The organism is Stenotrophomonas sp. YJH_SMC_119 (genome assembly GCF_059368315.1).
Map to the genome: position 1 here is coordinate 63,306 of NZ_JCAFRP010000008.1, position 19,188 is coordinate 82,493.

Below are 19,188 nucleotides of genomic sequence, written 5' to 3' on the forward strand. Positions count from 1 at the left end.
TTCCACCCCATCCACCCCACAGGCCTGACATGACCACGACCTCCGCCGCTCTCCTCCCGCTGCTGCAGCAGGTCCTTCAGGACGCGGGCGTCGCCAGCCACGTCGACGGCAACGCGCTGCTGCTGGACAGCGGCCTGCGCCTGACCCCGCATGCAATGGCCGCACACGCGCGCGACAACGGTGGTTGGCAGACCTCCACCGTCATCGAAAGCCAGCATCCGCAGTTGTTCGCCGATGGCCTGTTCGAGTACCAGCACGCAAATGGTGCCGATGAGCAGGCATCGCTGTTGTCCGGCTTCCAGGCCTGGGCCCGGGTGGACCTGGTGACCCTGCAGACCGCGATCGGCGCCCAAGACGCACAGGGCCTGCCGATGATGGGCCTGACCTATCCGGCCGGTGACAATGGCGAGGAACACGAGCGCACTGTAGTGCTGGGGCCGTTGGCGCACTACCGTGCACAGGAAGTGGATGCCTCCACCTGCAGCGAAGACGATCATGGATCCTGCCCTTGCTGCCTGTTCACCCGCAGCATGGAGGCCTTCGACGAGCTGCTGAAAGCCCGCCAATTCCTCGCCATCCGCCTGTTCGCCTCGCGCGATGCCGACGGCCTGTGCGAGGCCGATTGCCGGGTCAACGGCCACGACTTCGCCGCCGCCCTGCCCCTGCTGCGCGCCTACGCGGCCAGCTGGCCGCAGGCCGGGCTGGAGTTCCGCAAGCAGTACGTGGTGATCCGCACCGGCTCGCCAGGCTGACCCACGCCCACACCCGATACAGGCCCGTGCGGCTACACTGCGCGCCGGTTCCCCAAGCAACCGCACTTTTTCCCATCCCACACGAGGCACCCCCGCGATGCTGTACGCGCAAGTCCACCTGACCCTTCCCGCCTGGATCCACGACCAGATCGACCTGGATCGTCGATATCCGGGCGATGAGGCCAAGGTCGCGCTGGCGATCGAGCTGTCGCGGCTGAACGTCGAGCACGCCAGTGGCGGTCCGTTCGGTGCCGTGGTGTTCGGACCGGACGACAAGGTCATCGCCGCCGGCGTGAACCGGGTGATGCCGCACGCGACCTCGCTGGCGCACGCCGAGAACATGGCCTACATGCTGGCCCAGCAGCGCCTGCAGACCCCGCGCCTGAACGCAGTGCTGTCGCCGGTCACCCTGGCCACCAGTTCGCAGCCGTGCTGCCAGTGCTATGGCGCTACCGTGTGGGCGGGCATCGACCGCCTGCTGATCGGTGCCAACTCGGCCGACGTCGAGGAACTGACCCCGTTCGATGAAGGCCCGCTGCCGGCCGACTGGGTCGGCGAGCTCAACAAGCGTGGCATCGAAGTGGTGCAGGGCCTGAACCGCGACGCCGCGCGCAGCGTGCTGCGCGCCTATGGGGAAAGCGATGGCGCCCGTTACTGACACCGGGATCGGCCTGCTCTGCCTGTGCCGGCAGGGCTTCGAGCCCGAGCTGGCCGGCGAGCTGCAGTTCCGCGCCGGCGAAGCCGGTTTCGCAGGTTATGCACGTACCCAGCGCAATGACGGTTACGTGCTTTTCATGTGCGACGAAGCCGCCGCGCTGGCGCCGCGCCTGCGCTGGCGCGAGCTGATCTTCGCGCGGCAGAAGCTGGTGGTGCTGGCCGAGCTGCCGCAGCTGGACCCGGCCGACCGTATTACCCCGATGCTCGACGTGCTGGCCGATGCGCCGCGCTTCGGCGACCTGTGGGTGGAACACCCGGACTCGGACGCCGGCAAGCCGCTGTCCGGGTTGGCCCGCGCCTTCGGCAACGCACTGCGCCCGGCGCTGCGCAAGGCCGGCAAGCTGACTGACAAGCTGAACAACCGCCTGCCGCGCCTGCACGTGGTGTTCGTCGACGGCACCCACGCCTTCGTCTGCGTGGCCGACCCGGCCGACAGCGCGCCGTGGGCACTGGGCATCCCGCGCCTGAAGCTGCTGCCCGAAGCACCCTCGCGTTCGGCGCTGAAGCTGGACGAAGCACTGCTGACCCTGCTGACGCCGGAAGAACGCGAAGCACTGGCCAAGCCCGGCATGCGTGCGGCCGACCTGGGTGCCGCCCCCGGCGGCTGGACCTGGGTGCTGACCCGCCAGCACATGCACGTGTTGAGCATCGACAACGGCCCGCTGCGCCAGCACGTGCTGGACACCGGCCTGGTCGAGCACCTGCGCGCCGATGGCTTCCACTGGCATCCGGAACAGCCGCTGGACTGGATGGTCTGCGACATGGTCGAGCAGCCGCGCCGCGTGGCCGAACGCATGGCCACCTGGTTCCGCGAAGGCTGGTGCCGGCACGCGATCTTCAACCTGAAGCTGCCGATGAAGAAGCGCTGGGACGAAACCCGCCTGTGCCTGGACCTGTTCCAGGACCAGGCCGGCAAGCCGCTGGTGGTGCGTGCCAAGCAGCTCTATCACGACCGTGAGGAGATCACCGTACTGGCGTCGCCACTGCGCTGAGGCCATCACGTCCGCCGGGCATACCCCGGCGCTGCAGAGGGAGGAGCATCCATGCGACATCGAACGATTCCGCTGCTGATCACCCTGCTGGCCGCCGCACCAGCGGTGGCCCAGCAATTGCCGCACACCCCGGCACAAAGCCAGCCGCTGGGCCCCACCGGCGGCGCGATCCGCCAGCAACCGCTGGATGCGGGCCGGGTCAGCGGCAGCGTCGAGATTCCGCAGCCGGCCGGCGAGGCGCAGGTGACCGTGCGTTCGCTGGAACCGAGCAGCGTGGTTGGCCAGTACCGCATCCACTTCGCTGCGCTGGATGTGAACGGCGATGGTCTCATCAGCCGCGAGGAAGCGCAGGCGAATCCGGCGCTGGCCGATGAGTTCAATGCGTTGGACGTGAAGCGTCGCGGCAAGCTGGATCGTGCCGACCTGGCCGGCTGGCTGGTCGACTGAAAAAGGGGACGGAGGGGATTAAGTCGTTTGTGGCACAAACGACTTAATCCCCTCCGTCCCCTTTTTGATCCAGCGCGATCTTCATCCACGCATGGCGTGGATCTACTGACGTCGGGCACCCACCAGAGCGGTTTGCATTCTGCTACACCCCGGCGGCGCGCTTCCAGAATGCCTGCACCAGCGGCGGCCATTTGCCGACGCAGCCCAGCGCGCGGCCGCGGGCCAGGGTCAGGTGCATTTCGTCGTTGGAGAACAGGCGGTTGATCGCATCGAAGCTGCAGGCGGCGATGTGGTTGTCGCTGCGCCGTTCGCGTGCCCAGCGCTGCAGACGCTGCGGCGACAGCCGCGGCTGGCCACGGCGCTCGGCCGACGGCGCCAGCCACTGCTGCAGGGCGGCCACATCGCGCAGGCCCAGGTTCACGCCCTGCCCGGCCAGCGGATGCACCACGTGCGCGGCATCACCCAATGCCAGCACACGGCCGGCCACGTAGTGACGTGCCAGCTGGCGGCGCAGCGGGAAGGCTGCGCGCGGTGATGCCAGCCGCAGCTCACCCAACCGCGCCGCGAAGGCGCGGGTCAGTTCGCGGTTGAAGCTGTCTTCGTCCAGCGCCAGCACGCGCGCCGCCTCGTCCTCGGGCAGGGTCCATACGATCGAGCTGCGGCGCTCGGCCACCGGCAGCAGCGCCAGCGGCCCGCTCGGCAGGAAACGCTGCCAGGCGGTGGCCTGGTTGGGAAGATCGCTGTCCACGTAGGCCACCACGCCACGCTGGTGGTAGTCATGCTTTTCAACCTCGATCCCGGCCAGTTGGCGCAGGGTCGATTCGGCGCCGTCGGCGGCTACCGCCAACGCCGCTTCCAAGCGACGACCGTCATCCAGGCGCAGGCGCACGCCGTCGTCGTCCTGCTCCAGCGCTTCCACCCGCGCCGGGCAGTGCAGCTGCACGCCCGCCGCCGGCAACGCCGCCCACAGCCGATCCTGCAGCAGGCCGTTCTCGACGATGTAGCCCAGTTCACGACGGCCGAAGCGATCGGCATCGAACAGCAGATCTTCGCCACCGGCCGCATCCCACACCTGCATGCGCCGGTAGGGCCAGGCGCGGGCCTGCGCGATCGCCGGCCACACGCCCAGGCGGCTCAACAGTTGTACGTTGTCAGCAGCGAAGGCGAACACGCGGAGGTCAGGCTGTGCGGCCTGCCACGGCGCGGGCTCACGACCTTCCACCAGCGCAACCGACAGGCCGGCATCGGCCAGCGCCAGCGCGCACGCGGCACCGACCACGCCACCACCGACGATGGCCACATCAAGGCGCATGCGCCGGCTCATGCGGCTTCTCCGCGGCACAGGCGCGGCACTTCGCCGCGGAAGCCCATCGCGCCACCGACCAGCATCGACTGCACCGATGCGCGTTGCGCGGCCACCAGGCCGAGGCTGCGCAGCGGCCGCATCAGCGGCGCCGAGTTGCTGGTCAGGCGCGCCAGGCCGCCGGAGAACGCCACCGTCTGCCGGCGATCTTCCTCGCGGCGCGCGACATAGGCCTGCAGCAGTGCATCACTGCCGGCATCTTCATGCGCATCCTCCAGCAGCTCGGCCAGGGTCAGCGCATCGCGCAGGCCCAGGTTGAAGCCCTGTGCACCCAGCGGATGAATGGTCTGCGCGGCATTGCCCAGCAGCACCGTGCGCTCACCGGCCAGCGCGCGCGCCAGCACCTGGATGAGCGGGTAGGCGCTGCGCGGGCCGGACTCGAGCAGGCGGCCGGCACGCCAGCCGATCGCGTTCTGCAGGCGTTGCAGCCAGGCGGCATCGTCCAGCGCCATCACCGCATCGGCCTGGTCGCGCGCAACACCATGCACGGTGCCGAAGTGACGATCGCCGCGCGGCAGCAGGGCCGTCGGGCCGGTATCGGTGAAACGCTCCCACGCGGTGCCATCCGGCGCGCGCTGGCTGCGTACACGGGCCACGAACAGGGTCTGCTGGAAATCATGGCGGTCGACCTCGATGCCCAGTGCACCACGCACGCCACTGGTCGTACCGTCGGCACCCACCACCAGCCGTGCCAGCAATATGCGCTCGCCGGCCTCATCGGCGACCCGCACCTGGCGGTAGCCGTCGACCACTTCACCCAGGCCCAGGAACCGCATCGGCCGGTAACGGCGCAGCCGCGGCAGCTCCTGAAGCCGCGCTTCCAGCGCCTGGCCGAAGTCGCGGGCGACCACCACCTGGCCGAACCAAGGCCGGTCGTAATCGGCCGCTTCCAGCTGCACGCGGCCGAAATCGCCGGCACGGCTGACGTGGATGCGCCGGATCGGGCCCGGTGCCATCGCCAGCTTCTGCGTCACCCCCAGCGCGGTCAGCGCATTGACGGTGGCAGCGGCGAAACTGAGATTGCGCTGGTCGAACACCGCCGGCAGCTCGCCGGCCGGGCTGGCCTCGAGCAGGCCCACGTCGCGGCCGAGGCGGTCCAGGGCAATGGCCAGGCTGGCGCCGACCAGGCCACCACCGACAATCAGCACGTCATGTCGTTCACTCATGCGTTCATGATACGCGCTCGCCCCATCTGTACGCCGAACGGCCGGTCCTGCGCCAACCCGCGCGGCGGGCTAGAATGAAACCTGAATCCGCTCCGGGCCCGCCACCATGTCCGACACTGCCAACCGCGCCTTCGTCCTGTCCGTGCTCGTTCTGGTGCTGGCAGCGACCCGTGTCAATCACTTCGCGGCGATCCCCGATGCCTCATGGGCGGTGTTCTTCATCGGTGGCTTCTACCTGGCCCGCTGGACGCGCTGGGCGTTCCCGCTGCTGATGGTGTTCGCGGTGCTGGTGGACTGGATCGTGATCCGCAGCAGCGGCCTGGACTTCTGGCAGCACTACTGCGTGTCGCCGGGCTACTGGCTGCTGCTGCCGGCCTATTTCTCGCTGTGGGCCGGCGGCATGCTGCTGGGCCGCAACTACCAGAGCGCGCGCTGGCCGGTACTGGCCAAGGGCGCGCTGCTGCTGGTCGCCTCGGTGGCGGTCTGTCACCTGCTGGCGCAGGGCGGCTTCTACTGGACCAGCAGCAACGTGGCCGAGCCGACCCTGGCCGGCTGGGCACAGAACTACGCTCAGTGGTTCGGCCCCTACCTGCGCACCACGGCGATCTACGTGGCGCTGGCCGCCGCCCTGCAGCTGGCCGTGGAGCAGGTGTTGAAGCTCCAGCAGGCCCGCCGCGACATCCGCCACTGAGCCGCGACATGGGTCATCGCCTCTCGCGCATCTACACCCGCACCGGCGACGACGGCAGTACCGGCCTCGGTGACGGCCAGCGTGTGCCCAAGGATGACGCCCGGGTGGCGTCCTACGGCACCGTCGACGAGGCCAATGCCGCGCTCGGCCTGCTGCTGGCCGTGCCCCTGCCCGAGGATGTGCGCGCGCTGGTGGTGCATCTGCAGCACCAGTTGTTCGACCTGGGCGCCGAACTGTGCATCCCCGGCCACGCCGCGATCCACGCCGCCGATGTCTCGGCCCTGGAACAGCAGCTGGACCATTACAACGCCGACCTGCCGATGCTGAAGGAATTCATCCTGCCGGCCGGCGGCGAAGCCGCCGCGCGCTGCCATCTGGCCCGCACCATCGTCCGCCGCGCCGAGCGCGAAACGGTCACCCTGGCCCGCCACGAGGCCGTGCGCAGCGAGGCGTTGCAGTACCTGAACCGGTTGTCGGACCTGTTGTTCGTGCTGGCCCGGGTGCTGGCCCGTGCCGACGGCCAGGGCGAAGCGCTGTGGCAACCACAGCAGCGCCAGCGCTGAGCCTGCACGATGCTGGTCTACACCCATCCGTCCTGCCTGCTGCACGACCCCGGCCCCGGCCACCCGGAGTGCCCGCAACGCCTGCAGCATGTGCTGGACGCGCTGCACACCGCGTTCCCCGGCCAGCTGGAGTGGCGCGAAGCGCCACCGGCCAAGTTCGGTGAACTGACCCGGGTCCACGACAGCGCCCTGCTCGACTTCGTGCTGCAACCGCAGACCGCACCGCTGCGCCAGCTGGACATGGACACCTGGACCTCACCCGGCTCGGCCAGCGCCGCCGTGCACGCCGCCGGTGCCGGCGTGGCCGCGGTCGATGCGGTGATGCTGGGCGACGACCCGCTGGCCTTCTGCGCGGTACGCCCGCCGGGCCACCACGCCACCAGCAGCACGGCGATGGGCTTCTGCCTGCTCAACAACATCGCCATCGCCGCCGCCTATGCCCGCGACCGCCACGGCCTGGAACGGATCGCGGTGGTCGACTTCGACGTCCACCACGGCAACGGCACCCAGGACATCTTCCAGCACGACGCCCGGGTCTCGTACTACAGCACCCACCAGGCCGGGCTGTTCCCCAATTCCGGCCTGCGCCGTGACCGCGGTGCCGGCAACCTGATGAACATCCTGCTGCCGCCGGGCAGCGGTGGCTTCCGCTTCCGCAATGTCTGGGCCGACGAGATGCTGCCGGCCATCGACGACTTCCGCCCGCAGCTGCTGCTGATCTCGGCCGGCTTCGACGCCCACCTGCGTGATCCGCAGGCGGACCTGATGCTGGAGACCGACGATTTCGCCTGGATCACCGGTGAACTGCACGCGCTGGCACGCCGTCACGCGGCCGGCCGGATGGTCTCGATGCTGGAGGGTGGCTACGACCTGCAGGCCCTGGCCGAGTGCAGCGTGGCCCATGTCCAGACCCTGCTCACGCCGTCCGTGGGCACCTCCGCCGGATGAACCCGAACCGGCAGGCTCCGGCGTCCTTCATTGCCCCTATGCAAGGGATGGGGCAAGCTACCGTCCGTTTTCGCCCGAATCCGAACCGCGTGCGCCGAGCCCTCCGCCTGCTTCCCCTGCCTCTGAGCATCGCCATCAGCCTGCCGGCGATGGCCGATGAAAAGCCGCTCAACTGGGGCCTGTGCCCGGCCACCGACGTCATTCCCGCGTTCACTGACGCCCCCACCCCGGTTCCGGCCCAGGACAAGGCTGCCGCCGCGGCCGCCCGCGAGCAGCAGCCGACCGACATCGAGGGTGACCAGCTGCTGGGCACCACCACCGTGCCGCAGTACGAGGGCAACGTGGCGCTGCGCCGGGGTGACCAGTTCGTCGGTACCGACAAGCTCAGCTTCGACACCGAGACCGGCAACTACATCGCCGACGGCAATGTCCGCTACCAGGACGGGTCGATCCGGATGGTCGCCAAGCGTGCCGAAGGCAACCAGGAAAGCGATACCCACAAGATCTCCGACATCAAGTACCAGCTGGTGTCGCGCCGGGGCAACGGCGATGCCGAGTCGGTCGACCTGCAGGGTGCGGTCGGCCAGATGCACCGCTCCACCTACACCACCTGCGACCCCTCGCAGCCGGTGTGGAAGCTGTCGGCGCCGCAGATCGAAGTGGACAACGACGAGGGCTTCGGCACCGCGCGCAACGCCGTGCTGCGCATCGGCAAGGTGCCGGTGCTGTGGGCGCCGTACTTCAAGTTCCCGATCGATGACCGCCGCAAGACCGGCCTGCTGTTCCCGCAGCTGGGCATGTCCGGGCGCAACGGCTTCGACTACGCCCAGCCGATCTACTTCAACCTGGCGCCGAACTACGACGACACGCTGACCCCGCGCTACATGAGCCGGCGCGGCCTGCTGCTCGACAACGAGTTCCGCTACCTCTACAACGGCGGCCGCGGCGAGGTGTTGACCTCGTTCATGCCCAACGACCGCCTGCGTGACCGTGACCGCGGCCGGGTGATGTTCACCGGCTACCACAACGTGGACAGCCACTGGCAGGCCCGCGCCAACCTGGCCTGGGTCAGCGACGAGCGCTATGTCGAGGATTTCGCCAACCGCCTGGTGGGGGTGACCGCCTCCAACCTGCAGAGCACGGTGGGCCTGTATGGCACCGGCACGAACTGGACGGCCGGCATCATGGCCGACCGCTGGCAGCTGACCGACTACACGCTCGACGAGCGCGCCCTGCCCTACAACCGCCAGCCGCGCCTGTACTTCAACTGGGACAAGCCGGTCCGGCCCTGGCTGGAAGCCGGCATCTACGCCGAAGCGGTGCGCTTCACCCACGACGACATCAACTTCAAAAACGCCGTCGGCACCGGTAAGGATCTGCAGTACACCCGCAACGGAGTGCAGTGGACCGACGGCGTCGGTGTCAGCGGTGGTTCGCGATTGGACGTGAAGCCGTATGTGTCGTTCCCGATCAGCGGCGCGGCCTGGTACGTGACCCCGACCCTGGCCTACCGCTACACCGCCTATCAGCTGGACCGAGGTCTGGTGGATGGTGTGAGAGGCATCCAGGCCCAGATCCTGCGTTCGCAGGGCATCGACCCGAACACGGCCACGCCCGAGCAGCTGCGCGGCAATACCTCGCCCAGCCGCAGCCTGCCGATCGGCAGCATCGACGCCGGCCTGTTCTTCGATCGCGAAACCAGCATCCGCGGCAAGTCGTTCCTGCAGACCCTGGAACCGCGCCTGTTCTACCTGCGCACGCCGTACCGCAACCAGGACGAGCTGCCGATCTTCGACACCCGTGACTTCACCTTCAGCTGGGGCCAGCTGTTCCGCGACTCGCGCTACACCGGCGCCGACCGCCAGAACGACGCCAACCAGCTGACCCTGGCGGTGAGCACCCGGTTCATCGACCAGACCACCGGCAAGGAACGTTTCTCGGCCTCGATCGGCCAGATCCAGTACTTCGATGAGTCGCGGGTGACCACCACCCCCGGCGGCGCCCCGGTGGAAAAGGGCAAGTCAGCCTGGATCGCCGACGGCAACTACATGATCAACGACCGCTGGACCCTGGGCGCCACCTACCAGTGGGACCCGAAGTACAAGCGCGAGGATCTGGCCAGCGTCCGTGCCCGCTACCTGATGCCCAACGACGGCGTGGTCAACCTGAGCTACCGCTACCGCATCAATGCCGGTGCTCTGCCCGGTGCCAACAAGCATGACCGCACCCTGCTGGAGCAGGCCGACCTGTCGTTCCTGTACCCGCTGAATGCGCGTTGGAGCCTGGTCGGCCGCTATTACTACTCGCTGCAGGACAAGGAGCCGCTGGAAATCATCGGCGGTGTCCAGTGGGACAGCTGCTGCCTGGCCGTGCGTGTGGTCGGCCGCCGCTATGTCCGCAATCGCGAAGGCGAGATGAACAACTCCATCCAGGTGGAGTTCGTCCTGAAGGGCCTGAGCTCCATCGGCCAGGACACGGACCGCACTCTGCGCCGTGCTATCCTCGGCTACAACCGCGACGACCTCTATCTCGTGCCGCCCAGCAACACCGGGGCGACCCGCGATGACTACGATCCGAATCTGATCCCATGACCAAGCGCTTCCCCGTTCTACTCGCCTCGCTGCTGGCGGTGTCCAGCGTGTCCGCCCCCCTGCAGGTGCTTGCCCAGGAGGCGCAGCCGCTCGACCGCATCGCCGCCGTCGTCGATGAGGACGTGATCCTGCAGAGCGAGCTCCAGCGTGCGATCGCCAACATCAAGGCGCAGTACGCCGGACGGGAGAACCAGCTGCCGCCGGAAGACGTGCTCAGCCGCCAGGTGCTCGAGCGCCTGGTGCTGGTCAAGCTGCAGGTGGCCCGCGCCCAGGGCAGCGGCATCCGTGTCAGCGACCAGGAGCTGAACCAGGCGATGAACTCCATCGCCCAGCAGAACGGTTCGAACCTGGACGCCCTGCGCCAGCGCCTGGCCCACGACGGCATCGATTTCAACGATTTCCGCGCATCGGTGCGTGATGAGATCACCGTGCAGCGCCTGCGCCAGAGCTTCGCGCAGAGCCGCATCAGCGTCAGCGAGGGTGAAGTCGATGCCGCGCTGAAGCAGCAGGCCACGGTAGGCAACCAGTACCACCTGGCGCACATCCTGGTCGCGTTGCCGGACGGCGCCAACGCCGACCAGATCGCCACCGGCCAGAAGAAGGCCGATGGCGTCAAGGCCCTGCTGGACAAGGGCGAGCTGGACTTCAACGCGGCGGCCGTGCGCTATTCCGACAGCCCCAATGCGCTGGAAGGCGGCGACCTGGGCTGGCGCAGCCTGGATGAAATCCCGCAGGCCTTCGCGCAGATGATGGAAAAGATGAAGCCCGGCGAAGTGGTCGGCCCGATCCGCGGCCCCAGCGGCTTCCAGCTGTTGAAGCTGGTGGAAGTGCGTGATGCCAGCGCCACCGCTGGCGCCAGCACCGTCACCGAGTACCACGGTCGCCACATCCTGGTGCGCGTGGACGATCATCAGACCGACGCGGCCGCCAAAGCCAAGATCGATACCCTGCGTGCCCGCATTGCCGGTGGCGCGGACTTCGAAACCGTGGCCAAGGAGTCCTCCGAGGACAACAACAGCAAGGGCCAGGGCGGCGATCTGGGCTGGTTCCCGGCCGATGCGTTCGGTCCGGCCTTTGGCCAGCAGGTGGCCGCCATCCAGGACGGCGGCGTCAGCCAGCCGTTCCGCACCGATGCCGGTTGGCACATCCTGCAGCGCGTGGCCACTCGCCAGACCGACGTGACCAACGACAACCAGCGTGCCCAGGTCCGCGAGACCATTGGCCGCCGCAAGCTGGAAGACGAGTACAACCGCTTCCTGCAGGAACTGCGCGGCGAAGCCTACGTCAGCTTCCGCAGTGGCGACCGCGCGGAAAACACCGCCACGCCGCCGCAGTCCTGATCGATGCGCCCCGAGCTCGCTCTGGTACCGGGCGAGCCCGCCGGGATCGGCCCGGAGCTGTGCGTCCGCCTCGTCCAGCAGCCGCGTGAAGATTGCCGGCTGCTGGCCTTCGCCGACCCGGACACCCTGCGCGCGGCCGCGGCCGCGCTGAACCTGCCGCTGCAACTGTTGCCCGAGGGTGCCGAAGCGCGCGTCCCCGGCGACCTGCGCCTGCGCGTGGTTGCCAATGCCACCCCGAGCCGTTTCGGCCAGGCCGATCCGGCCAATGCCGGCGCGGTCATCGGCGCCCTGCTCGGTGCCGGCCAGGCCTGCCTGTCAGGCGAACTGCACGGCGTGGTGACCGGCCCGGTGCACAAGGCCGTCATCAACGAAGGCGGCATCGCCTACAGCGGCACCACCGAACTGCTGGCCGACCAGGCTGGGGTGAAGGTGGTGATGATGCTGGCCAACCACATCGTGCGCGTGGCCCTGGCCACCACCCACCTGCCACTGCGCGAGGTGGCCGACGCGATTACCGCGCCCAGCCTGGAACACACCCTTCGCACCGTGCACGCCGCGCTGCGCCGCGAGTTCGGCCTGCCCGCGCCACGCATCGCCGTGCTCGGCCTGAACCCGCACGCCGGCGAAGACGGCCATCTGGGCCGCGAGGAACTGGACCGGATCATTCCGCTGCTGCAGCGCCTGCGCGCGGAGGGCATGGACCTGATCGGGCCGCTGCCAGCCGATACCGCCTTCCTGCCGGCCAAGCTGGCCGGCTTCGACACCGTGCTGGCGATGTACCACGACCAGGGCCTGCCGGTGCTGAAGTACTCGGGCTTCGAGCAGGCGGTGAACCTGACCCTGGGCCTGCCCTACCCACGCGTTGCAGTGGACCACGGCACCGCGCTGGACCTTGCCGGCCGTGGCGTTGCCGATCCTTCCAGCCTGCAGGCGGCAACGACGTTGTGTGCGCAGCTTGCGCGGCAACGTACACTGAGCGCATGAATTCCCCGCATTCCCCCTCCGGCCCGGTGTTCACCGCCCCGGCCAAGAAGCAGCTTGGCCAGCATTTCCTGGCCGACCGCCACTACATCGACAAGATCGTGATGGCGGTCAACCCGAAAGACGGTGACCGCCTGGTCGAGATCGGTCCCGGCCAGGGCGCGATCACGCTGCCGCTGCTGCGCGTGCATCCGAAACTGACGGTGATCGAGTTCGACCGTGACCTGATCGCGCCGCTGACCGCCGCCGCCGAGCCGCTGGGCGAGCTGACCATCGTCCACCGCGACGTGCTGCGCGTGGACTTCACCGAGCTGGCCGCCGGCCAGCCGATCCGCCTGGTCGGCAACCTGCCCTACAACATCTCCTCGCCGATCCTGTTCCATGCACTGGAACATGCCGCGGTGATCCGCGACATGCATTTCATGCTGCAGAAGGAAGTGGTCGACCGCATGGCCGCCGGCCCCGGCAGCAAGGTGTACGGCCGGCTCAGCGTGATGCTGCAGGCCTACTGCCAGGTGACCTCGCTGTTCGTGGTGCCGCCGGGCGCGTTCCGGCCGCCGCCGAAAGTCGATTCGGCCGTGGTGCGGCTGGTGCCGCGTGACCCGGCCACGATCAACATCAACGACCACAAGCGTTTCGCCGAGGTGGTCAAGGCCGCCTTCGGGCAGCGCCGCAAGACCCTGCGCAACGCCCTGAACAACGTGGTGTCCGCCGAACAGTTCGTTGCCGCCGGCGTGCGTCCCGATGCCCGCGCCGAACAGCTGGACGTGGCCGAATTCATCGCTTTGGCCAATGCCTCCTGATTACACTGCCGGTATGGAAGACGCTGACGTTTACGCCATCTCCGTCGAAGTCGCACCGCGCTTCCTCGACGATCAATCCGCGCCGGAAGACGGACGCTATGCGTTCGCCTACACGATCCGCATCCACAACCAGGGGCGTGTTGCCGCGCGCCTGGTCGCACGCCACTGGCGCATCACCGATGCCAACGGCCGCGTCGAGCATGTCGATGGCGACGGGGTGATCGGCGAGCAGCCACGCCTGCGTCCCGGTGAAGACTTCCATTACACGTCCGGTGTCATGCTGGGGACCGATCACGGGACCATGCAGGGCCACTACGACATGGTCGCCGACGACGGCACCGAATTTGCCGCGCCGGTCGCACCTTTCGTGCTGGCCATCCCGCGTACCCTGCACTGACACGGAGGCCGGACGATGAGTGTGTGGGCGATCGGCGACCTGCAGGGCTGCTATGACGTCACCCAGCGGCTGCTGGAGAAGATCCGCTTCGACCCGGCGCAGGACACCCTGTGGTTCTGCGGCGACCTGGTCAACCGCGGTGGCCAGTCGCTGGAAACGCTGCGGCTGGTGCATTCGCTGCGCGAGCACAGCGTGGTGGTGCTGGGCAACCATGACCTTTCGCTGCTGGCCGTCGGTGCACGCACCGAAGAGGAACAGCGCAAGGTCAACCCGGACCTGCTGCGCATCGTGCAGGCCGAGGACCGCGACGAACTGCTGGACTGGCTCCGCCTGCAGAAGCTGGTGCACGTGGACCGCGAACTGGGCTGGATGATGGTGCACGCCGGCCTGGCGCCGAAGTGGACCACGCAGATGGCCGAAAAGCATGCCGCCGAGGTCGAGGCGCAACTGCACGGTGCCGGCTACCGCAAGCTGTTCCGCAACATGTACGGCGACAAGCCGAGCTGGGCACCGAACCTGTCCGGCTACGACCGTTCACGCGCGATCATCAATGTGCTCACCCGCATGCGCTACTGCACCCCGCGCGGGCGCATCGGCATCGAGGACAAGGGCACGCCGGGCACGCAGGAACAGGGACTGTACCCCTGGTTCGAAGTGCCGGGCCGGGTCGAGCGCGACCTGAAGATCGTCTGCGGCCACTGGTCGGCGCTGGGCCTGACCATCACCCAGGGCGTGCATGCCATCGACACCGGCGCAGTCTGGGGCGGCAAGCTGACCGCGATCCAGCTCGATACCGATGAACTGCGCGTGGTGCAGGTGCCGGGCCGCGATGTCCCCGCACCCGTGCCCAACGCACGCCCGCCAGCGCGACCGGCGCACGAGCGTCCGGCGGCATCGGCGCAGGGCAAGGAACAGGGCGGCGGCAACACCCCGGCCGCCACCCCGGGCAACCGCGGCCCACGCCGTCGTCGTCGCCGTGGCGGCGGCGCGGGTGGTGGCTCTGCGGGCCCCGGCAGCAACAGTCCCCCGCCGCAGGCATGACGCGGCGCGGTGGGGCACCATGGACGGTGCTGCTGCTGACGGTGGCCCTGGCCAGCGGCTGCCAGCCCCCTTCGGCCCCGGCCCCCGCCGACGGCGGAAACGCCGGCCTCACGCCATCGCAGCCGCAGGCGCCTTCGCCGCCGCTGGTGGCAGCGGCGCGCGCACAGGTCGGCGTCACCACCCGCTACGACCCTACCTATCAGGTGCTGGCCTATCCCGGCGGCGACGTTCCGGTTGATCGCGGCGTGTGCACCGACGTGGTGGTGCGTGCCCTGCGCAGCCAGGGCCTGGACCTGCAGGCGCGCGTGCATGAAGACATGCGCGGCAATTTCAGTGCCTATCCCGCGATCTGGGGCCTGTCACGGCCGGACCGCAACATCGATCATCGCCGTGTGCCGAACCTGATGCGCTGGTTCGAACGGCAGGGCTGGCAGCAACCGATCACGGCCGCCGCCACCGACTATGCGGCCGGCGACATCGTCGCCTGGAAGCTCAACGGCAACGGCCTGCTGCACGTGGGCATCGTCTCCGACCGGCGGCTGGCCAATGGCACGCCGCTGGTGCTGCACAACATCGCGCGCGGCACGCGCGAAGAGAACCTGTTGTTCCAGCACGCCATCATCGGGCATTACCGGATGCCGCAGCGACAGCCCAGGTAGAGTCGACTGTCAGTCGACTATCACGCGCAGCGCGGGTTTTTCGGGTGACCGCCGAGAGCAGTCGACTAACAGTCGACTCTACCCCGTCGACATCCCCGTCGGTGTTTTCGTTGGTATTTGCGCGATCAGCGGCGCACGTAGTGCGCGAAGCGGAACGCGTAGGCATGGCGTTCGTCGGCCGGGTGCGGCTCGCTGCTCACTTCCCGCCAGTCCTGCATGTCGACTTCGGGGAAATGGGTATCAGCGGGGATTTCGGCATCCACCCAGGTCAGGTACAGGTCACTGGCCTGGTCCAGCAGCTGGTGGAAGATCTCGCCGCCGCCGATGATGCACAGCTCGCTGGCGCCCTCGCCTTCGGCAATCGCCTTCGCCTCGTCCAGCGACGCCACCGCGCGCATGTCCTCGAACGGCACCTGGCCGCTGCGGGTCAGCACCAGGTTGGTCCGTCCCGGCAGCACGCGGCCGATCGATTCGGCCGTCTTGCGGCCCATCAGGATCGGCTTGCCCAGGGTGAGCGCCTTGAAGTGCTTGAAATCATCCGGCAGGTGCCAGGGCATGGCATTGCCCTGACCGATGCCACGGTTGCGATCCAGCGCCACGATCATCGACAGCTTCATCGCGCTCATACCGCCACCGGCGCCTTGATGGCCGGGTGCGGATCGTAGCCGTCGATGCGGATGTCGTCGAACTGGAAGCCGAACAGATCGGTCACCTCCGGGTTCAACCACAGCTTGGGCAGCGCGCGCGGTTCACGCGACAGCTGCTCGCGCGCCTGCTCGAAGTGGTTCGAATACAGGTGCGCGTCGCCCAGCGTATGCACGAAATCGCCCACGCCCAGGCCGGTGGCCTGCGCCACCATGTGGGTCAGCAGCGCGTAGCTGGCGATGTTGAACGGCACGCCGAGGAAGATGTCGCCGCTGCGCTGGTACAGCTGGCAGCTGAGCTTGCCGTCCACCACGTAGAACTGGAACAGGTTGTGGCACGGCATCAGCGCCATCTGCGAAAGCTCGCCCACGTTCCAGGCGCTGACCACCAGCCGCCGCGAATCGGGGTTGCGCTTGATCTCGTCGACCAGCCACTGCATCTGATCGATCTCACGGCCATCGGCGGTGGCCCAGCTGCGCCACTGCTTGCCGTACACCGGGCCGAGATCGCCGTTCTCGTCGGCCCACTCGTCCCAGATCCGTACCTGGTTGTCCTTCAGGTAGCCGATGTTGGTGTCGCCCTTCAGGAACCACAGCAGCTCATGGATGATCGAGCGCAGGTGCAGTTTCTTGGTGGTGACCAGCGGGAAGCCTTCGGCCAGGTTGAAACGCATCTGCCAGCCAAACACGCTGCGGGTGCCGGTGCCGGTGCGGTCGCTCTTCTCGGCGCCGTGCTCGAGCACATGCGAGAGCAGGTCCAGGTAAGCCTTCATGCCTTGCCCCCGGCAGTCACCGGCAGCTGCGGCTGCAGTACCGGCGCACGGCGCGACATCACCAGCAGCACCAGGCCGAAGGCAATCAGCGGCAGGCTGAGGATCTGGCCACGGGTCAGCCAGTCGAAGGCCACGTAGACGCCGTTGTCGGGCATGCGCACGAACTCCACCGCGAAGCGGAACAGTCCGTACATCAGCGCGAACAGGCCGCCGACCAGATAGCGATGGCGCGGCTTGGCTGACACGGCCCACAGCACCACGAACATCACCAGGCCTTCCAGGAAGGCTTCATACAGCTGCGACGGATGGCGCGCGAACTGGTTCAGCGCGCCGGTGGCGAACTGCGCCTGCAGGGTCGCGTGGTCCAGCTGGTTCAGCGGCGCCGGCAGGCCGGACGGGAACACCACGCCCCACGTGCCGTCGGTGTACTTGCCCCACAGCTCGGCGCCGATGAAGTTGCCGATGCGGCCGAAGCCCAGGCCCAGCGGCACCAGCGGCGCCATGAAATCCATGGTGTCGAAGAAATGCAGCTTGTGCTTGCGCGACCACCACCAGCAAGCGCCCAGCACCCCCAGCAGGCCGCCGTGGAAACTCATGCCGCCATCCCACACCTTGAACAGCAGCAGCGGGTTGTGCAGGAAATCGCCCAGCGCGTAGAACAGCATGTAGCCGATGCGCCCGCCCAGCACCACGCCGAGCATGGCGTAGAACAGCAGGTCGGAGAAACCATTGGCGTCGACGCCCGGCAGGCGGCCGGCGGCGATGCGCTTGCGTCCCAGCAGCCAGGCGGCGGTGAAGCCCAGCAGGTACATGATGCCGTACCAATGCACCTTGATCGGCCCCAGCGAGAGGGCGATGGGGTCGATGTCGTGGAAATAGATCATGGAAGGTGCCTTGCGGTTGAACGCCTATTCTCGGGCCAGTGCCGCCCCGGCTCAACCAAGGAGCTGGGGCGAGTTCGGCAACGCGTCATCGTTCGACCGGGTCGAGGCCGGAAAGTGCCCTTCGATCAGGCTGGAAACCTCGTCGATGGCATCCTGCAGCGCTTCCACCGGATGGGAGCCACGCAGGCCCTCCCGCAGGTGGGTGCAGACCCGCTGCCATTGTGCCGGGCTGACCCGGCCCTGCAGGCCACGGTCGGCGACGATCTCGATGGCGTGGTCGGCCAGCAGCAGGTAGATCAGCACGCCATTGTTGTGGGTGGTATCCCAGGTGCGCAGGCGCGCAAACGCATGCTCGGCGGCCTGCCGCGGGGTGACCCTGTGCCACAGCGCGGCCAGCGGCAGGTCCGCTTCCACCGCGAACATCACCTGGCCACCGTGGCGCTGCTCACCGGCCGCGATGGCCTCGGTGATCGCCTGCAGCGTGGCCGGCGGGAATGCGCGCCGTACCGACGGCGAAAACACATGACGACACAGCCGTTGGATCATCACCAGCCCCCCGAAGCACCGCCACCGCCGGAGCGGCCACCGCCGCCGCCCCAACCGCCGCCGCCGCCGAATCCACCGCCCCCGCCGAAGCCGCCTCCGCCGCCCCAGCTGCCACCACCCCAGCCACCGCCACCGGCAAAGCGGCCCGGGTGACCGGAGAGCATGGCAACAATGAGGCCCACGACGCCAGCCAGGCCACTGGCGAGCAGTGTGGAGGTGAACAGGAATGCCGCCAGCGCCGCGCCGGCACCGCCGAGCAGGCCACGCAGCGGACGCGGCACGCGCGAGAAGATCCCGCGCAGGATGCTGCCGGCGAACACACCGATGAACAGCGCCAGGAACCAGGTATCGCCACCACCACTGGGCTCACGCCCGCGATGGCCGCTGACCGGTGCCGGCAGCGCTTCCCCGTCGATCAGCTTGACCAGCACCGCCGTGGCGTCGGTGATGCCACCGGCGTAGTCGCCGCTGCGGAAGCGCGGCACCAGGTATTCCTGGATGACCCGGTTGGCGATGGCATCGGGAATCGCTCCCTCCAGACCATAACCGGGTTCAATGCGCACGCGCCGGTCGTCCTTGGCCACCACCAGCAGCACCCCGTCGTCCACGCCCTTGCGGCCGATCTGCCACTGGTCGAAGACCCGCGTGGTGTACTGCGCGATGTCTTCCGGCTGGGTCGTGGCTACCACCAGCACCTGCAGCTGGCTGCCCTTGCGCTGCTGAAGGTCCAGCGCCTGCTGTACCAGCGCCTGCTTCTGCGCGGCATCCAGCGTGCCGGTGGCGTCGACCACCGGCGAATCCAGCGCCGGAATCGGCGCCAGCTGCTGGGCGTGCGATGCCAGCGGCAGCCATAGCAGCAGGGCCAGGAGCGCAGTGGCCAGGCGCATGGG

Annotated in this window: 21 protein-coding genes; 14 read left to right on the forward strand and 7 right to left on the reverse strand. The window is 68.4% G+C overall.

The features are described 5' to 3' along the window. Positions 1-29: 29 nt before the first annotated feature. The 4 genes from AC5P6S_RS13595 (at position 30) to AC5P6S_RS13610 (ending at position 2,908) form a co-directional block, all read left to right on the forward strand. Complete coding sequence (locus tag AC5P6S_RS13595; protein WP_033834175.1) at positions 30-752, forward strand: DUF6348 family protein; 723 nt, start codon at positions 30-32, stop codon at positions 750-752. A 97-nt stretch (positions 753-849) separates the two neighbouring features. Next, positions 850-1,410: a nucleoside deaminase gene (locus AC5P6S_RS13600; protein ID WP_004154307.1), complete on the forward strand. Its 561-nt coding sequence runs from the start codon at positions 850-852 to the stop codon at positions 1,408-1,410. Continuing rightward, positions 1,394-2,461, forward strand: coding sequence for a 23S rRNA (cytidine(2498)-2'-O)-methyltransferase RlmM (rlmM, locus tag AC5P6S_RS13605; RefSeq protein ID WP_049418717.1), 1,068 nt, complete (start codon positions 1,394-1,396; stop codon positions 2,459-2,461). Before AC5P6S_RS13600 ends, rlmM begins: the two co-directional genes overlap by 17 nt. Positions 2,462-2,512: 51 nt before the next feature. Beyond that, complete coding sequence (locus AC5P6S_RS13610) at positions 2,513-2,908, forward strand: EF-hand domain-containing protein (RefSeq protein ID WP_495204638.1); 396 nt, start codon at positions 2,513-2,515, stop codon at positions 2,906-2,908. A gap of 142 nt (positions 2,909-3,050) precedes the next feature. On the opposite strand, the gene AC5P6S_RS13615 is transcribed toward AC5P6S_RS13610, so the two are convergent. Both AC5P6S_RS13615 and ubiH read right to left on the reverse strand, forming a co-directional pair. Then, positions 3,051-4,232, reverse strand: a complete 1,182-nt coding sequence (locus AC5P6S_RS13615) for a UbiH/UbiF family hydroxylase (RefSeq protein WP_049419202.1) — start codon at positions 4,230-4,232, stop codon at positions 3,051-3,053. After that, a complete protein-coding gene (gene ubiH / locus AC5P6S_RS13620) occupies positions 4,229-5,437 on the reverse strand; it encodes a 2-octaprenyl-6-methoxyphenyl hydroxylase (protein ID WP_242874992.1) in 1,209 nt (402 codons plus the stop codon). The genes AC5P6S_RS13615 and ubiH overlap by 4 nt, the downstream gene beginning before the upstream one ends. 106 nt (positions 5,438-5,543) lie before the next feature. On the opposite strand from ubiH, the gene AC5P6S_RS13625 reads away from it, so the two are divergent. The 10 genes from AC5P6S_RS13625 to AC5P6S_RS13670 all read left to right on the forward strand — a co-directional run bounded on the left by AC5P6S_RS13625 (position 5,544) and on the right by AC5P6S_RS13670 (position 15,451). Then, positions 5,544-6,128, forward strand: a complete 585-nt coding sequence (locus tag AC5P6S_RS13625) for a hypothetical protein (protein ID WP_005408145.1) — start codon at positions 5,544-5,546, stop codon at positions 6,126-6,128. An 8-nt stretch (positions 6,129-6,136) separates the two neighbouring features. Beyond that, the gene (locus tag AC5P6S_RS13630; protein ID WP_005408144.1) at positions 6,137-6,691 is read left to right on the forward strand and encodes a cob(I)yrinic acid a,c-diamide adenosyltransferase; all 555 of its coding nucleotides are present in this window, start codon (positions 6,137-6,139) and stop codon (positions 6,689-6,691) included. Between the two features lie 9 nt (positions 6,692-6,700). Then, positions 6,701-7,639: a histone deacetylase family protein gene (locus AC5P6S_RS13635; RefSeq protein WP_138969801.1), complete on the forward strand. Its 939-nt coding sequence runs from the start codon at positions 6,701-6,703 to the stop codon at positions 7,637-7,639. 89 nt (positions 7,640-7,728) lie between these two features. Beyond that, a complete protein-coding gene (lptD, locus tag AC5P6S_RS13640; protein ID WP_080334831.1) occupies positions 7,729-10,230 on the forward strand; it encodes an LPS-assembly protein LptD in 2,502 nt (833 codons plus the stop codon). Beyond that, positions 10,227-11,570, forward strand: a complete 1,344-nt coding sequence (locus AC5P6S_RS13645; RefSeq protein ID WP_005408141.1) for a peptidylprolyl isomerase — start codon at positions 10,227-10,229, stop codon at positions 11,568-11,570. Before lptD ends, AC5P6S_RS13645 begins: the two co-directional genes overlap by 4 nt. Before the next feature lie 3 nt (positions 11,571-11,573). Further along, a complete protein-coding gene (gene pdxA, locus AC5P6S_RS13650; protein ID WP_099498191.1) occupies positions 11,574-12,554 on the forward strand; it encodes a 4-hydroxythreonine-4-phosphate dehydrogenase PdxA in 981 nt (326 codons plus the stop codon). Continuing rightward, complete coding sequence (gene rsmA / locus AC5P6S_RS13655) at positions 12,551-13,354, forward strand: 16S rRNA (adenine(1518)-N(6)/adenine(1519)-N(6))-dimethyltransferase RsmA (RefSeq protein WP_005408139.1); 804 nt, start codon at positions 12,551-12,553, stop codon at positions 13,352-13,354. Before pdxA ends, rsmA begins: the two co-directional genes overlap by 4 nt. A gap of 13 nt (positions 13,355-13,367) precedes the next feature. Continuing rightward, a complete protein-coding gene (gene apaG / locus AC5P6S_RS13660) occupies positions 13,368-13,751 on the forward strand; it encodes a Co2+/Mg2+ efflux facilitator ApaG/CorD (protein WP_005412297.1) in 384 nt (127 codons plus the stop codon). A 15-nt stretch (positions 13,752-13,766) separates the two neighbouring features. Beyond that, positions 13,767-14,792: a symmetrical bis(5'-nucleosyl)-tetraphosphatase gene (locus tag AC5P6S_RS13665; protein ID WP_005412296.1), complete on the forward strand. Its 1,026-nt coding sequence runs from the start codon at positions 13,767-13,769 to the stop codon at positions 14,790-14,792. Then, the gene (locus AC5P6S_RS13670; protein WP_062607764.1) at positions 14,789-15,451 is read left to right on the forward strand and encodes a DUF1287 domain-containing protein; all 663 of its coding nucleotides are present in this window, start codon (positions 14,789-14,791) and stop codon (positions 15,449-15,451) included. The genes AC5P6S_RS13665 and AC5P6S_RS13670 overlap by 4 nt, the downstream gene beginning before the upstream one ends. 125 nt (positions 15,452-15,576) lie before the next feature. Here AC5P6S_RS13670 and AC5P6S_RS13675 read toward each other — a convergent pair whose 3' ends face one another. The 5 genes from AC5P6S_RS13675 to AC5P6S_RS13695 are packed head-to-tail and all read right to left on the reverse strand — an operon-like array spanning position 15,577 to position 19,185. Further along, entirely contained in the window at positions 15,577-16,068 is a 492-nt protein-coding gene (locus tag AC5P6S_RS13675; RefSeq protein ID WP_414498528.1) for a dihydrofolate reductase, read from the reverse strand. 5 nt (positions 16,069-16,073) lie between these two features. Then, positions 16,074-16,868 (reverse strand): thymidylate synthase, encoded by a 795-nt coding sequence (locus AC5P6S_RS13680; RefSeq protein WP_057498746.1) that lies wholly within the window; start codon positions 16,866-16,868, stop codon positions 16,074-16,076. After that, entirely contained in the window at positions 16,865-17,752 is an 888-nt protein-coding gene (gene lgt / locus AC5P6S_RS13685; RefSeq protein WP_012479192.1) for a prolipoprotein diacylglyceryl transferase, read from the reverse strand. Before lgt ends, AC5P6S_RS13680 begins: the two co-directional genes overlap by 4 nt. A gap of 51 nt (positions 17,753-17,803) precedes the next feature. Beyond that, the gene (locus AC5P6S_RS13690) at positions 17,804-18,298 is read right to left on the reverse strand and encodes a TPM domain-containing protein (protein WP_060380614.1); all 495 of its coding nucleotides are present in this window, start codon (positions 18,296-18,298) and stop codon (positions 17,804-17,806) included. Beyond that, a complete protein-coding gene (locus AC5P6S_RS13695; protein WP_043035668.1) occupies positions 18,298-19,185 on the reverse strand; it encodes a TPM domain-containing protein in 888 nt (295 codons plus the stop codon). The genes AC5P6S_RS13690 and AC5P6S_RS13695 overlap by 1 nt, the downstream gene beginning before the upstream one ends. Between the last annotated feature and the right edge of the window lie 3 nt (positions 19,186-19,188).

Coding starts and splice junctions, on each gene's coding strand:
- AC5P6S_RS13630 (WP_005408144.1), top strand. CDS start 6,137: ATGGGTCATCGCCTCTCGCGCATCTACACCCGCACCGGCGACGACGGC.
- AC5P6S_RS13695 (WP_043035668.1), bottom strand. CDS start 19,185: ATGCGCCTGGCCACTGCGCTCCTGGCCCTGCTGCTATGGCTGCCGCTG.
- apaG (WP_005412297.1), top strand. CDS start 13,368: ATGGAAGACGCTGACGTTTACGCCATCTCCGTCGAAGTCGCACCGCGC.
- AC5P6S_RS13600 (WP_004154307.1), top strand. CDS start 850: ATGCTGTACGCGCAAGTCCACCTGACCCTTCCCGCCTGGATCCACGAC.
- AC5P6S_RS13690 (WP_060380614.1), bottom strand. CDS start 18,298: ATGATCCAACGGCTGTGTCGTCATGTGTTTTCGCCGTCGGTACGGCGC.
- AC5P6S_RS13670 (WP_062607764.1), top strand. CDS start 14,789: ATGACGCGGCGCGGTGGGGCACCATGGACGGTGCTGCTGCTGACGGTG.
- rsmA (WP_005408139.1), top strand. CDS start 12,551: ATGAATTCCCCGCATTCCCCCTCCGGCCCGGTGTTCACCGCCCCGGCC.
- AC5P6S_RS13675 (WP_414498528.1), bottom strand. CDS start 16,068: ATGAAGCTGTCGATGATCGTGGCGCTGGATCGCAACCGTGGCATCGGT.
- AC5P6S_RS13615 (WP_049419202.1), bottom strand. CDS start 4,232: ATGAGCCGGCGCATGCGCCTTGATGTGGCCATCGTCGGTGGTGGCGTG.
- AC5P6S_RS13635 (WP_138969801.1), top strand. CDS start 6,701: ATGCTGGTCTACACCCATCCGTCCTGCCTGCTGCACGACCCCGGCCCC.
- AC5P6S_RS13595 (WP_033834175.1), top strand. CDS start 30: ATGACCACGACCTCCGCCGCTCTCCTCCCGCTGCTGCAGCAGGTCCTT.
- pdxA (WP_099498191.1), top strand. CDS start 11,574: ATGCGCCCCGAGCTCGCTCTGGTACCGGGCGAGCCCGCCGGGATCGGC.
- lgt (WP_012479192.1), bottom strand. CDS start 17,752: ATGATCTATTTCCACGACATCGACCCCATCGCCCTCTCGCTGGGGCCG.
- AC5P6S_RS13665 (WP_005412296.1), top strand. CDS start 13,767: ATGAGTGTGTGGGCGATCGGCGACCTGCAGGGCTGCTATGACGTCACC.
- AC5P6S_RS13645 (WP_005408141.1), top strand. CDS start 10,227: ATGACCAAGCGCTTCCCCGTTCTACTCGCCTCGCTGCTGGCGGTGTCC.
- AC5P6S_RS13680 (WP_057498746.1), bottom strand. CDS start 16,868: ATGAAGGCTTACCTGGACCTGCTCTCGCATGTGCTCGAGCACGGCGCC.
- AC5P6S_RS13625 (WP_005408145.1), top strand. CDS start 5,544: ATGTCCGACACTGCCAACCGCGCCTTCGTCCTGTCCGTGCTCGTTCTG.
- AC5P6S_RS13610 (WP_495204638.1), top strand. CDS start 2,513: ATGCGACATCGAACGATTCCGCTGCTGATCACCCTGCTGGCCGCCGCA.
- rlmM (WP_049418717.1), top strand. CDS start 1,394: ATGGCGCCCGTTACTGACACCGGGATCGGCCTGCTCTGCCTGTGCCGG.
- ubiH (WP_242874992.1), bottom strand. CDS start 5,437: ATGAGTGAACGACATGACGTGCTGATTGTCGGTGGTGGCCTGGTCGGC.